This is a genomic window from Hugonella massiliensis (assembly GCA_001486445.1).
Classification (GTDB): domain Bacteria; phylum Actinomycetota; class Coriobacteriia; order Coriobacteriales; family Eggerthellaceae; genus Hugonella; species Hugonella massiliensis.
The window spans coordinates 110,601-124,025 of record LN908985.1 but is presented as its reverse complement, the minus strand read 5'-3'; the positions used below and the strand labels follow the sequence as shown (position 1 = coordinate 124,025).

Sequence of the window (13,425 nt, the reverse complement as noted above, 5' to 3'; positions counted from 1 at the left end):
GCAACGGGCGCGTAGCGCTGCGGTTCCGAACGGGGGATGCCGCCCTTCCCTACCGCCGGGATGCGTACTATATGAATTGCAAACTCGATTGCGAAAGGAAGGCGTCGTGAGGCGAATCGGATTGATCCTCCTTGGCATGGTTCTCGTGCTTGTGGGAATTCCGATGCTCGTTCTGCCGGGGCCTGGCCTGCTGGCCATCGGCGGCGGTGCGGCCTGCATCGCTCGGGCGTTTCGCCCACGGCGCTCGCAATCAGCGTAACAACGTTAACCCGGTAAGCCGCTCGTGGTTCCTTCTCCTTTCTCCTTCACACGTGCGCGCTTAATTGCAAAGGCCCAGCGAATTCTCGACGCTGGGTCTTTTGCTGTGCGCGGGACGCCGGGGCGGGCGGGCGGCTGTCGCTTATGCACAGCTGCCCCGCGCCCGCCCGCCCCGGCACAGGTCCGCTTTGGGGCGGGTTCAACCTGCGGGACGGGGCGAGGCGCTGCGCTGGCGCCCCTGTCGCGGGTCGCATTCCGCCTGCGGGAGGACGCGCCCCTGGTCGGAAGCCGCGAAACGGAAACGATGCTCTTATGGCATGCCAATCAAGTTTTCGAACCGTTATCTGATTATTCGAAAACATTAATGAACAAATATTGTAAATATGTCCATAAACGCTGTCATACCATGCATTTCAAAGCCGATATTCCTCGAAAACTTGATTGGCGTGCCATTTGTGCGCTCTAAGCGTGAACGGGCGGCTTTGGGGTGGGGCGAGGCGCTGCGCTGTCGCCCCTGGCCGCGGCTGGGTTCCACCTGCGGGGTGTGAGCGCCCCTGGCGCCGGGCCGCTGAACCCGTGGGGCGGGTTGCGGTTTCGGGTCGGGTATCTTCTGCGACGTTCCCTTGCATCTTCGCAATCCTCGGCGAAAATGATTCTGAAACGCAGAGGGGCTGCGACGCAGCCGAATCGAGGAGCGCGGATGGATATCGACGAGATCATCTCGAAAATGACGCAGCAGGAAAAATGCGCCCTGCTCGCGGGCAGCGACGGATGGCACACCATGGGATGCGAGCGTTTGGGCGTTCCGCAAATCATGATGGCCGACGGACCCCATGGCCTGCGCAAGCAGACCGACGGCGTCGACATCCTGGGCTTCAACGACAGCATTCCCGTCACCTGCTTCCCCACGGCCAGCGCCATGGCCTGCAGCTTCGACGAACGCCTGCTCGAGCGCATCGGCCAGGCGCTCGGCGAAGAGTGTCGCGCCGAGGGCGTGTCGGTCCTCTTGGGCCCGGGCGTGAACATGAAGCGCAGCCCCTTGTCTGGCCGCAACTTCGAATATTTCAGCGAGGACCCCTATCTGGCTGGCCACCTGGGCGCAGCGCACATCCGCGGCGTACAGAGCCGCGGGGTGGGGTGCGCCCTCAAACACTTTGCCGGCAACAGCCAGGAAAAGGCCCGCATGACGAGCGATTCGGTCATTGACGATCGCGCCCTGCACGAAATCTACCTGCGCGCTTTTCATATCGCCGTGCAGGAGAGCGACCCCTGGGCCGTGATGACCGCCTACAACCGCCTGAACGGCACCTATTGCAGCGAGAACCGGACGCTGATGACCGACATCCTGCGCGATCGTTGGGGTTGGCACGGGCTGACCGTCACCGACTGGGAGGCCCTATCGAGCGTGTACGCGAGCCTGCCCGCCGGGCTCGATCTGTGCATGCCCGGCCCGCGGCCCGATTATGCGGAAGCGGTCGATTGGGCCGTGCGGCGCAAATCGATCACGCGCTACGAGCTCGACCGGGCCGTGCGCAGCATTTTGGAACTCACCGACAAGGCCCAGCGCGGCGCCCGCATCCCGTACGAATGCGACGTCGACGCCCACCTGGCCCTCGCCCAGGAGGCGGCCGAACGCAGCGCCGTCCTGCTGAAAAACGACGGAATCCTGCCGCTTGCGCCTCGCGAGTCGGTCGCCGTCATCGGCGCTTTCGCCAAAGAGCCCCGCTACCAGGGTGCCGGCTCCTCGCGCATCGTGCCCAAGGTGCTCGACAATTTCTGGGACGCGTACCTGGAATCCCACGAGGGGCCGATCGGCTATGCGCCCGGATACGCAGCCGCATCGGGCGTGGCCACCGAAGCCCAGCTTGCCGAAGCCGAAGCGCTCGCCCGTACCCACGATGTGGCGATCGTTTTCGCCGGCCTGCCCGATACCTACGAGAGCGAGGGATTCGACCGCCGCAGCATGCGCATGCCCGCCAACCAGGTGGAGCTGATCGAGCGCGTCTGCGAGGCCAACCCGCGCACCGTAGTGGTCCTCATGGGCGGCGCGCCCTTCGACCTTGCCTGGCGCCATAAGCCGGCGGCGATCCTGCTCATGTACCTGTCGGGCTGTCAGGGCGGTCACGCCGCCGCCCGCCTGATCGACGGGGCGGCCAATCCCAGCGGAAAGCTCGCGGAAACCTGGCCGATCGAGCGCGCCGACACCCCCACGGCGGGCCGCTATCCCGATACCCGTTCGGAAATCCTCTATACCGAAAGCATTTTCATCGGGTACCGCTACTACGATGCGGTGGGCTTGCCCGTAGCCTATCCCTTCGGCTTCGGCCTTTCCTACACCACCTTCGCCTACCGCGACCTGCGCATCAAGCCTTTGCCCGGGCAAGAGAGCGGGTGCGTATCGGTGTCGTTCACCGTGGAAAACACGGGTGCGCGCGACGGGCGCGAAATCGTGCAGCTCTACGTGGCGCCCATCGACCCGGGTGTCTACAAGGCGCCGCAGACCCTGCAGCGCTTCGCCAACGTCGCAATCCCTGCCGGAGGGGCCAAGCGCGTGACCTTCGAGCTCGACCGGCGTGCCTTCGCCCATTACGATGCCCAGCTGAAAGGCTGGTGTGTGGAAGCCGGCAGCTACGAGATTCGGGTGAGCGCATCGAGCCGCGACGTGCGCCTGGCCCAGAGGATCGACGTCGAAGGCATCGCCAAGCACGACGACGGGGCACCTATTCGCTACCACCATCCCGTGGCCGGCTGCTTCCAGCTCTTCGATTCCACCCCACGCGGCAAGCGGGCGCGCGGCGCTCTCGGCGATTTCGAAGACCTCTACGGCCGGCCGCTTCCCGAAATGCGCCCCCTGCGCCCCTTCACGATCGACTCCTCGGTAAGCGATGCCATGCACACCGTCTACGGCAAGGTGCTCGGTGGCGCCGTCTACCGTCGCATGCGCGAAATGGTGGGCACCGACGACGAGAACCTGCAGCGAGCCTATGCCGAGATGCTTTCGGACATGCCGATCAAGTCGATGCACATGCAGGGTTTCCGCATGTCGTCGGCCGGTGTGGTGGTCGACGTGCTCAACCGCCATTACGTGCGCGGTCTGCTGCGGTGGAAAGAAGCCCACGACAAGAAGAAGCGGAAGAATTAGGCCGCGAACAGGGAATCCGCTGAGGAAAAGAGACCTCGTCCAGGTGGGGAAAGAGGGCTTGCCCCGCTGCGGAACGGCGGCCACATCTACTATCTTTCAAGCAGGGAATCCTGCGCGAGACGCAGGGATATCGACGGCATGCGCGGGAGCGCTCGCCGTGCTTGAAAGAGGTGGTTGCATTGAAGCGAATCGTAATCGTGGGCGCGGGCTATGCCGGTCTGGAATGCGCGCTCACCCTGCAGCGCAAGCTCAAGGGCGAGAAGGTGCACGTCACCTTGGTGAACCGGCACGATTATCACTACCCGGCGACCCTTCTCCATCGCGTGTCCCTGGGCACCTACAGCGCGCGAAAGGCGCGCGTATTCATACGCACGGTGCTCGATACGGACCACATCGAGTTTGCAAAAGACATCGTGGAACACGTCGATTTGTCCCATAAAGTTGTCGAAGGGGTGATGAGCTGCTATCCCTACGATTACCTGGTGCTGGCGGCGGGTTTCACGGGAAACACCTTTGGATTGCCGGGCGTCGAGACCTACGCCTACCAGATGACCTCGATGAATACAGCGGAACGTCTGCTCGCCGATATGGAGCAGCGCTTTAAGAACTACTCCTTCAACGCCGACCCCGCGCGGTTGAAATTCGCCGTTGTCGGCAATGGGTTCACAGGGGTGGAGTATGCCGCGGAATTGGTGGACCGCACGCGCGAGCTTTGTCGGATCTGCGGCATCGACTATCGCAACGTGGACATTACCCTCATCGGTCGGCACGAATCGATCCTTCCCATGTTGGGCGAGCGCGGCGGAGCGCTTGCCAAGCAGAAGCTGCTCGACATGGGCGTGCATTACCTGGTGGGCAGCGCCGTGCGCGTTCATCCCGAAGGCGTGGAAGTCGAATGCCCCGACGGCACCATGCGCACGGTGCTCGCGAGCACCGTGCTCTGGGCGGCCGGCGTGCAGGGGAATCCGCTCGTCGCCGATTCGGGCCTGCCGCAGCGGGGCAACCGGGTGGCGGTCGACGACCACCTGCGCGTGCCCGGCTCCACCTGCACGTACGTGATCGGGGATTGCGCGGCCTTCACGGGCAAGGGGGAAAGCCGTCCCTATCCGCCCACGGGCCAGATCGCCCAGCAGATGGGCCGCTACGTGGGCCGGGAGATCGCGGCCGTGGTGCGCGGCGGCGAACCGGGCAGGCCCTTCACCTACCACTACCGCGGCACCGTCTGCTCGCTTTCGCACCTTGACGCCGTGGGCATCGTGGGCGGGAAGGTCATTTCGGGCGAGTTCGCCGCCTTCATGAAGAACGTCATCGAGAACAAGTGGCTCTTCGAGCTGGGCGGCGGCGCGCTCGTCATGAAGAAGGGGCAGTTCCGCATGCGCACGAGCGATTAGCGCGCATGTCTCGTCCCGAGTTGCGTGCCTCAGTCGGCCGTTGAGCGGCCCGCCCGCTCGCACAAGCCGCTCGCTACGTGTCGTCCTCTTCGCCAGCCACGTCGGTTTCGGCCGCGCGGTCGCGCGACTCCTCCACGGCGGCGGTAACGGCCGTTGCGATGGCGATGTCGCGTTGGATAACGGCTACGGGATCGTCGGGCGGGTCGTCTTCGTAGGACCGGAAGGGCGTATCGGCATCGGGCAGGGCTGCCGGGTGCAGGTAGAGGCCCATCATGCGCCGTTCGTGATGTAGCTCGCGGCAGAGGGCGACCATCATGAGCAGCATGACGATTGAGAAGGGGAAAGCGGTGATGATCAGGACGTTCTGCAGGGCGTCGAGCCCGCCGTTCACCAGCAGCACCGACGCGATGAGCGACAGGAGTACGCCCCAGACGGCCTTGGTGCGGCGGTGGGGTTCGAGGCAGCCGTCTTCGGTGATCATGCCCAGCACGAAGGTGGCCGAGTCGGCTGACGTGATGAAGAACGAGAAGATGAGCACCACGGCGATGATCGACAGCGCCTGACCGGCGGGATAGGCAGCCAGGGTGCCGAAGAGCACCGTTTCGGTGGAAAGCTGGGCGAGCTGGGTGCCCGCCATCTGCGCGCCGGTCGACAGGGTGCCGAACACGGCGAACCAGATGCTGCTGAAGATCGTGGGGACGAAGATCACGCAGCCCAGGAAGGCACGTATCGAGCGCCCGCGCGAGATGCGGGCGATGAAGACGCCCACGAAGGGCGCCCAGGCAATCCACCAGGCCCAATAGAAGATGGTCCACGAATTGATCCAGGTGCGATGGGCGTCGTTGAAGGGCGCCACGTCGAGGCTCATGGCAAGAAAGTTCTGCAGGTAGTTGCCCACCGACGTCACGAGCACGTCCATCATATGCGCCGCCGGTCCCACGACCATGGCCGCGGCGATGAGCCCCACGGCGATAATCACGTTGGCGTTCGACAGGACGCGCACCCCGCGCGACAGGCCCGAAAGCGCCGACGCGATGAAGCAGACGGTGGTGATCGCGATGATGACGAGCTGCACGCCCGAGGTCACCGGCACGCCGAACAGGTAGTTCAGGCCGCCGTTGATCTGCATGGCGCCCATGCCCAGGCTCGCGGCCACGCCGACGATCGTGGCAAAGGCGGTGATCGAATCGATCGCCTTGCCCCAGGGGCCTTCGACCTTTTTCCCGAAGAGGGGCTTGAGCGTTACCGAAAGGAGCGATTTCTCCTTTTTGCGGAAGCGGAAGTAGGCCAGGGCGAGGGCGACGAGGCCGTAGATGGCCCAGGCCGAAATGCCCCAATGGAAGAAAGAGTATTGGAAGGCGTCGCGCAGGGCTTCTTCGGTGCCCACGTCGCCGCCGGCCGCCGACACCGCATAGTGGGACAGCGGTTCGGCCGCGCCCCAGAAGACCAGGCCGATGCCCATGCCGGCCGAAAAGAGCATCGCGAGCCAGGAGACGAAGGAGAAGCGCGGTTTTTCGCCCGGGTCGCCCAAGGTGATCGCGCCGGCGGGCGAGATCATGAGCACAAGGCACACGATGACGATGAGGGCGACCAGGAGCAGGTAGTACCAGCCGAAATTGGTGGCGATGAAGGAGCAGGCGCCGCTTGCAGCCGCCGCAAACGGCGCGGGAAAGGCCAGGCAGAGGGCGATGATGGCTATGGTGATGGAAAGGGCGACCCAGAAGACCGAGGTAACGTTGTGCTCGCGGCCGCGCCGGTGGGGGATTTCCTGGTCGACGCTCGCGAGGCCGTAGCGTTTGTCCTCGCTGTGCGAGGGGGTGTGCATGGCCGAAAGGTCGCGGAAATTGTGGGCGACGGTGTGTATCTTTTTGCTGTGCTTCTCCTGTTGATCGGTGCGAGCTGGTGGCTTGGTTTCCGTCATGTCATGCCTTCTTCCACTGTCGACCTTACCACATGCTCGTGAGCGTTTTCCCAGCTCATAGGCGTGTGATTGGGGATACGAAGCTCTGAACTGGGGAAACGACAAACGTGTCGAATCGGTAACAGGGCGAAAGCCGCACAAAATATGTCCGTGTGTCGAAATGCGGCTCCCACCTGCGGAGATGCATTCTGCAAGCGCGGAATTTCGAGCAAATTGCCGCTTGGTGCCCAAAAACGGGGGCATGCCGCGTGCGGGGCGACGCGCCATGCATGGTCGGCACGTGCAGCTGCGCAGCTGTCGTGCGCCCGTCCCGCATTCCGCAACAAAAAACGCCCGACGGCGACAGGACCGTCGGGCGTTTGAGCAAGCGGGGCGCTTTGGCCCCAGGAGGAGAAAGCCTCTCGTTAGCCGAGGATTTTCTTCAGGTCCTCTTCCGGGGTGCTCGTGGGGCTGATCTGATAGGTTTCAACCAGCAGGTTGAGCACGTTGGGGGAAATGAACGCCGGCAGCGTCGGCCCCAGGTAGATGTTCTTGATGCCCAGCGACAGCAGGGACAGCAGGATGCAAACGGCCTTCTGCTCGTACCAGGAGAGCACGAAGTGCAGCGGCAGGTCGTTCACGCCGCAGTCGAAGGCGTCGGCGAGCGCCAGGGCAACCTGCACCGCGCCGTAGGCGTCGTTGCACTGACCCATGTCGAGCAGGCGGGGCAGGCCGGCAACGGTGCCCAGGTCGATGTCGTTGAAGCGGAACTTGCCGCAGGCCAGCGTGAGGATGACGCTGTCTTCGGGGGTCTGCTTGACGAACTCGGTGAAGTAGTTGCGGCCCGGGCGAGCGCCGTCGCAGCCGGCGACCAGGAAGAAGTTCTTGATCTGGCCGGCCTTCACGGCGTCGACCACCTGGCCGGCGACGGAAAGCACGGTGGCGCGGCCGAAGCCGGTGGTGGTGTGGGTGCCGCCGTTGATGCCGGTCATCGGCTTGTTTTCAGCGTAGCCGCCCAGTTCCTTGGCCTTGGCGATCAGTTCGCTGAAGTCCTTGTTGGCGCCCACGTGATGGCTGCCAGGGTACTCGACGCAGTCGCTCGTGTAGACGCGGTCGGCGTAGCTGGCCTTGGGCGGCATGAGGCAGTTCGTGGTGAACAGGATCGGGGCAGGCACACCGTCGAATTCCTTGCGCTGGTTCTGCCAGGCGGTGCCGAAGTTGCCCTTGAGCTGGGGATGCTTCTTCAGTTCCGGATAGGCGTGGGCCGGCAGCATCTCGCCGTGGGTGTAGACGTTGACGCCGGTGCCGTCGGTCTGCTCGAGCAGGAGCTCGAGGTCCTTCAGGTCATGGCCGGTGACGATGATGAAGGGGCCGGCTTCGATTTCGAAGGGCACGTCAGTCGGGGTGGGGTCGCCGTAGGTCGAGGTGTTGGCCTTATCGAGCAGGGCCATGCAGGTGACGTTCACTTCGCCGACCTTGAGCACCACGGGGAGCAGCTCGTCCTGACCGCCGTCGACAGCGATCGCGGCCATGCCCTCGAAGAAGAAGGCGTCGACGGTCTCGTCGGTGAAGCCGAGCATGCGCGCATGGTAGGCGTAGGCGGCCATGCCGCGCAGGCCGAACAGGATGAGGCTCTTGAGCGAACGCACGTCTTCGTTGCCGTTCCACACCTGCTGCATGTCGTAGTCGGCGCCCGCGCCCAGCTGGGCGGAAGCGGCGTGCACGCGGTCGATCAGCGCTTTAACGGCGTCGGCAGAAAAGTCGACGTTGGTGACGGTGGCGAACAGCGACTCGACCATGAGGGCGCGCGCGTCGTCGGAGGCCGGCGTGCCGGCGGCCTGCTGGGCCTGGGCCAGGGCGACCAGGGCGCCCGTCAGCTCGTCCTGGAGGTTGGCGACTTCAGAGGTCTTCCCGCAGACGCCCGCGGCGCCCGTGCAGCCCGTGCAACCGGCGGTCTGCTCGCATTGGAAGCAAAACATTTCGCTCATTTCTTCTCCTGTTTCCGCCGAGCGTTGCGAAATCGTATCGACCTTCAACATCTCGGCATTGCCTGCTTGCGATAGGTGTATTCTATTCGTTGCAAACAGCACGTTTCGGTATGAAAAACAACAAAACAGAAAGTTGGACACGATGACGAATTTCAGCGAGGAGACGCTTTCTATACTCCAGCGTAGCGTGTTGTTCCAGGGGATAAACGCCGCAGAGGTACGCCCCATGCTCGGGTGCCTGAAAGCCCGCGAGCGCACGTACAAAAAGGGGGAGTACATTTACCGCATCGGCGATGAAACCACGGCGCTCGGCGTGGTCATCTCGGGGAAGGCCCTCGTCGAAACCGAGGACTATTGGGGCAACGTGAACATCCTGGTTGCGGCGGTGCCCGGCGACATGTTCGCCGAAGCCTTCGCCTGCATGCCCGATGAGGCGAGCCGGGTCAACGTGGTGGCCGACACCGACTGCACGGTCGTCCTCATGGATGTGAGCCGCATCGTGGGCACCTGCACGTCGGCCTGCAGCTTTCATCAGCGGGTGGTCCGCAACCTGCTCACGGTGCTCGCGCGCAAGAACCTGGCGCTCACGCAGAAGAACGAGCATCTCACCAAGCGGTCGACGCGGGAAAAGGTGCTCTCCTACCTGTCGATCCAGTCGCGCAAGACGGGATCGTCGAGCTTCGACATCCCCTTCAACCGCCAGCAGCTTGCCGACTACCTGTCGGTGGAGCGCAGCGCGCTTTCCAGCTGCTTGAGCAAGATGCAGAAAGACGGCGTGATTCGCTTCCACAAGAGCCACTTCGAACTGATGTAGAAGGTGCCGAAGAGGGCGCGGAAGCAAGGTGGGTGCCGTCGGTGCGGCGCCCACCTTGCGCGCTTTTTGCGCGGGTTCCGTAGGGGCAGCGCTTTTCTCGCGCCCGGCCCGCCGTCTACTTCTTGCGGCGACGGATGAGCACGAACAGGATCACCACGACGATCAGGATGATCAAAAGCTCGGTGAAGCCGAGTCCTCCGATTCTCATATGGCCTCCTTTCGCTTTCTCATACGGTACCATGAAGCCAGGTGGTTCGGCGGTGTCGCCCGAACCGGCGTCGATGCCCGAAAGAGGATGGTCCCATGGTCGAGCGCGTGGTCTGCTGCCTTGCGGGATACCTGTGCGGCAGTTTTCTCACGGCAGATGCGGTGGCGCGCCGCGCGAGGGGGCGCACGGTCTTCGAGCTAGGTTCGGGTAATCCGGGAATGGCCAATGTGGGCCACGTGCTGGGGACGCGTGCGGCCGCGGTAACCTTGGCCGGCGACTTGCTCAAGGTGCTCCTCCCCTGGGCCGCTCTCTTTGCGTTATGGGGCGGTGACCTGGGGCAGCTGGTGGCTCTCTACGTGGGCCTGGGCGCGACGCTCGGACATTGCTTTCCCGCATGGCATGGGTTTCGTGGCGGCGAGGGCGTGGCAACGACCGGTGCGACCGTCTTCCTCGCCCGCCCCGTCATGGGGACGATCGCCCTCGTCGCGGGGCTTGCGGTGGTGGCTTTGCCGGGTCGCAAGCTGCATGCGGGCGCAATCCTTATTCCTGCGGCCTTTCTGGTAGGCCAGATTCTTATAGGCGCGCCAACCGAGGCGCTCGTTCTTTCGGCCGCCTTGCTCGCGATCGCTCTGGTCGAGCACGTAGGGCCGCGCCGCCTGCATCCAGGGGACTGAGGCCGCCAAGGCTATCGGCCGATCCAGCTGCTCCCCCCAGCAAATAACGCACAATTTCGAAGTGAAGCGGCAAAAATTTTTAAAAAGCGGCCAGAATTGTGCGTTATTTTCGACCGCATCTGCCCGGTGGGCTGGCCGGCACCGTTTTGGAAGCGGCGCCCGTGCGGGCGTTGGGGAGCAGGCCTAAAGCTTCTACAGTCGGGCGATGATGCGCTTGAAGGCGGCGTCGGTTTCGGCTTCGGCTCGCTCTACGTCGATCGTGGGCCATTCCCCGTCGCGGTAGAGCACGGCTCCGTCGACCATCGTGAGCACCACGTCGCTGCCGTGGGCCGCGTACACCAGGTTGCTCGCCAGGTCGGTTGCCGGATGCAGGTGGGGCTGGTCGACGTCGACCACCACGAGGTCGGCCTTGTTGCCCTGCTTGATCGCCCCGCAATCCTCGCGTCCCTGCGCTCGCGCCCCGTTTTCGGTCGCTATCTGCAGGGCCTGCGCCGGCGACACCGCGCAGGGATCGCCCGACGCCCCCTTCTGTAGCAGGGCAAGCAGGTACATATCCTGGAACATGTCGTGGTTGTTGTTGCTCGCCGGTCCGTCGGTGCCCAGCGCCACGGCTACGCCGGCGTCGAGCATGGCGGCCACCGGTGCGATGCCGCTCGCGAGCTTCAGGTTCGACGCCGGGTTGGTGACCGCCGTCACGCCGCGCTCGCGCAAAATCGCCCAATCGTCGGCGGTCGTCCACACGCAGTGGGCCGCCGAACAGGGCATGCGGAAGAAGCCCAGGCTGTCGAAGTAGGCGGCGGGGCTCATCCCGTCGTGCCGCTCGGCGCATTCGCGGGTTTCGGTCTGCGTTTCGGCCAGGTGGATGTGGGTGCGCAGGCCGCGTTCTACCGCCAGCTGCCCCACGGCTTCCACCAGGGCGGGATTCGAAGTGTATTCCGCATGAATCGACAGGTCGATTTTCAAACGTCCGTTGGCGGCCATGTGGTAGGCGTCGATCAAATGCTCGTTCACGCGGGCGATGGGCAGCTCGCTATAGGGCGTGTCGGTGAAGGACAGGGCCGCCTCGCTCAGATTGCACTTGATGCCCGACTCGATGACGGCATGGGCGCGGGCGTCGCTGAAGTAGTACATGTCGGAGAAGGACACGGTGCCGAAGCGCAGCATTTCCGCGATGGCCAGAAGCGTGGCGGGATAGGCTTCCTCGTCGGTGATCTTGGCTTCGAAGGGGAATACGCGGTCGTTGAGCCACTGCTGCAAGGGCAGGTTTTCGGCGTAGCCGCGCAGCAGGGTCATGGGCGCGTGCGCATGGGCGTTGTACATGCCCGGCATGAGCGCGCATCCGGTTCCGCTGTAGACCTCCCCGAAGTCTTCGGTGGGGGCGCAGCTGCCCACGTAGGCGATCGTATCGCCTCGCGTGCCCACCCATTGGTGGTCTTTTGCCTGAAAGTGCTCGTCGATGATCTGGATATCGGAAAACAGCATGGACGCTCCTTGGGACGTGCGCGGCGCGGCGCCCCGACACCGGTCAGGACCCGTGTATGCAATCGATTATAATTCAGGCTTGTGCACAAGGCCTTCTGCGCCCGCGCGCGGCCGGTCACGCGCCCCGCCCGCGCGTTGCGGCAGGCGATCGACCAACCGGCAGGACGTACGATACGGCGGGCGCGGCCCGCTTGAAAGGGGACACGGTGAACATCGAAATCCTCAAGAAACAGGAACTCGACGACGGCCACATCATGGTGGCGCGCACGCGCCTTTCCGAAGAGGACAAGAACGCCCTCGTCAACGAAGCGATCGAGGAGATCGGCCATAACCTGGGCATTTCGGCCGACGAAGTGCCCGACCTGCGCGAGGCCGTGCTCGAGCGCACGGGCCACGAACAGCTGCGCCAGCTCGTGACCACCTACGCGGCTCAGATGGCGGCCCCTTCGGTGATCAACGAGCTGGGTGTCAAGACCATGTTCGCGCCCGAGGTCGACACCTCGTCCGTCGATGACATCTTCGACAAAGGTCCCATCGTCCTGCCGATCCAGTTCACGATCAAGCCGTCCTTCGAACTCGATTCCTACGGGCCCCTGGAAGTCACCATGCCCGCGGTCGAAGTGACCGACGACATGGTGTCCACGCAGATCGGGCAGATCCTCGAGCAGGTGGCCTCCTACGAGCGCGCCGACGAAGGGGCGCTTGCCGCCGGCGACCGCATCGTCTGCGACATCGTGACCACCCAAGACGGGGCCATGCTCGACGCTGTTACCGGGGAAAACCATCACATTTCGCTCGAGCGCGGCGCCATGCCCGACGAGTTCATCGACCAGCTGGTGGGCGCCAAGGTGGGCGACACGCGCGAGTTCGACTTTTCGGCCCCCGACCCCACGGGCGCATCGGGCACGCAGAAGGTGCCCGGCTTCCACACGAGCGTGACGGTGAGGGAACGCTACGCCCGCAGAGTGCCCGAACTCACCGACGAGCTCGTGCAGAAGCAGTTCAAGGGCAAGGACGTCGCCGACTTCCGCGCCATGGTGAAGAAGACCATGGAAGACGACCTGGCCAAGCAGTGGGACAAAGAACGCGACAACCTGGTCGACCAGGCGCTTTCCCGTCGTCTGGTAGGGAAGATCCCCGACCTCTACTACGAAAAGAACCGCGACGACATCATCGCCAACATGTCGGCCCAGCTGGCGAGCCAGGGCATGAACCTGCAACAGTACATGCAGCAGCAGGGCCTGGACGAGCGCGGGTTCGGCATGCAGCTGATGATGCAGGCCATGAGCTCTCTGCGCCAGGGCTTCGCGCTCGACGCCCTCTATGCCCACTTGGGTCTGGAGCTCACCGATGAGGACCTGGACAAGGCCCTGAAAGCAATGGCGCCCGGGCACGAAGACGAAGTCCGCGCGAACTTCGACCACAACGGTGCCTGGTTCGTCTTGCGCGAGATGGCCGAACGCATGAAGGCTCACGACTGGGCCATGGCTCACACGACCTTCCTTTCGTAACGTCGCGTCTAGAGAAGCAAACGAAAACGGGGCCTGCCGGGGGGACGATTCCCCAGC

General features: G+C 64.1%; 9 protein-coding genes. 6 read left to right on the top strand and 3 right to left on the bottom strand.

What is annotated here, in order from left to right; all coding sequences use genetic code 11:
• Nucleotides 1–106 precede the first annotated feature (106 nt).
• From BN3270_RS09210 to BN3270_RS02285, 3 genes are all read left to right on the top strand, one after another.
• On the top strand, nucleotides 107–259 hold the full coding sequence (locus BN3270_RS09210) for a PGPGW domain-containing protein (protein ID WP_082673287.1): 153 nt from the start codon (nucleotides 107–109) through the stop codon (nucleotides 257–259).
• A gap of 699 nt (nucleotides 260–958) precedes the next feature.
• Nucleotides 959–3,400, top strand: coding sequence for a beta-glucosidase family protein (locus tag BN3270_RS02290; protein WP_058985580.1), 2,442 nt, complete (start codon nucleotides 959–961; stop codon nucleotides 3,398–3,400).
• 179 nt (nucleotides 3,401–3,579) lie between these two features.
• Nucleotides 3,580–4,791 carry an NAD(P)/FAD-dependent oxidoreductase gene (locus BN3270_RS02285; protein WP_058985579.1) on the top strand — a complete coding sequence of 404 codons (1,212 nt, stop codon included), beginning with the start codon at nucleotides 3,580–3,582 and terminating at the stop codon, nucleotides 4,789–4,791.
• A gap of 73 nt (nucleotides 4,792–4,864) precedes the next feature.
• Here BN3270_RS02285 and BN3270_RS02280 read toward each other — a convergent pair whose 3' ends face one another.
• Nucleotides 4,865–6,712, bottom strand: coding sequence for a BCCT family transporter (locus BN3270_RS02280; protein ID WP_271711884.1), 1,848 nt, complete (start codon nucleotides 6,710–6,712; stop codon nucleotides 4,865–4,867).
• A gap of 404 nt (nucleotides 6,713–7,116) precedes the next feature.
• Entirely contained in the window at nucleotides 7,117–8,679 is a 1,563-nt protein-coding gene (gene hcp / locus BN3270_RS02275) for a hydroxylamine reductase (RefSeq protein WP_058985578.1), read from the bottom strand.
• Between the two features lie 226 nt (nucleotides 8,680–8,905).
• On the opposite strand from hcp, the gene BN3270_RS02270 reads away from it, so the two are divergent.
• Both BN3270_RS02270 and BN3270_RS02265 read left to right on the top strand, forming a co-directional pair.
• A complete protein-coding gene (locus BN3270_RS02270; RefSeq protein ID WP_271711883.1) occupies nucleotides 8,906–9,493 on the top strand; it encodes a Crp/Fnr family transcriptional regulator in 588 nt (195 codons plus the stop codon).
• Between the two features lie 303 nt (nucleotides 9,494–9,796).
• On the top strand, nucleotides 9,797–10,375 hold the full coding sequence (locus BN3270_RS02265; protein ID WP_058985576.1) for a glycerol-3-phosphate acyltransferase: 579 nt from the start codon (nucleotides 9,797–9,799) through the stop codon (nucleotides 10,373–10,375).
• Between the two features lie 192 nt (nucleotides 10,376–10,567).
• Here the strand turns inward: BN3270_RS02265 and BN3270_RS02260 are convergent, their stop codons facing one another.
• Nucleotides 10,568–11,857, bottom strand: a complete 1,290-nt coding sequence (locus tag BN3270_RS02260; RefSeq protein ID WP_058985575.1) for an amidohydrolase — start codon at nucleotides 11,855–11,857, stop codon at nucleotides 10,568–10,570.
• Between the two features lie 206 nt (nucleotides 11,858–12,063).
• Here BN3270_RS02260 and BN3270_RS02255 point away from each other — a divergent pair, with 206 nt between their 5' ends.
• Nucleotides 12,064–13,368, top strand: coding sequence for a trigger factor (locus tag BN3270_RS02255; protein WP_058985574.1), 1,305 nt, complete (start codon nucleotides 12,064–12,066; stop codon nucleotides 13,366–13,368).
• Nucleotides 13,369–13,425 lie beyond the last annotated feature (57 nt).

Excerpts from the sequence above, each read along its gene's own strand:
- BN3270_RS02290 (WP_058985580.1), top strand. The coding sequence starts at position 959 with ATGGATATCGACGAGATCATCTCGAAAATGACGCAGCAGGAAAAATGC.
- BN3270_RS02280 (WP_271711884.1), bottom strand. The coding sequence starts at position 6,712 with ATGACGGAAACCAAGCCACCAGCTCGCACCGATCAACAGGAGAAGCAC.
- hcp (WP_058985578.1), bottom strand. The coding sequence starts at position 8,679 with ATGAGCGAAATGTTTTGCTTCCAATGCGAGCAGACCGCCGGTTGCACG.
- BN3270_RS02270 (WP_271711883.1), top strand. The coding sequence starts at position 8,906 with ATGCTCGGGTGCCTGAAAGCCCGCGAGCGCACGTACAAAAAGGGGGAG.
- BN3270_RS02265 (WP_058985576.1), top strand. The coding sequence starts at position 9,797 with ATGGTCGAGCGCGTGGTCTGCTGCCTTGCGGGATACCTGTGCGGCAGT.
- BN3270_RS02260 (WP_058985575.1), bottom strand. The coding sequence starts at position 11,857 with ATGCTGTTTTCCGATATCCAGATCATCGACGAGCACTTTCAGGCAAAA.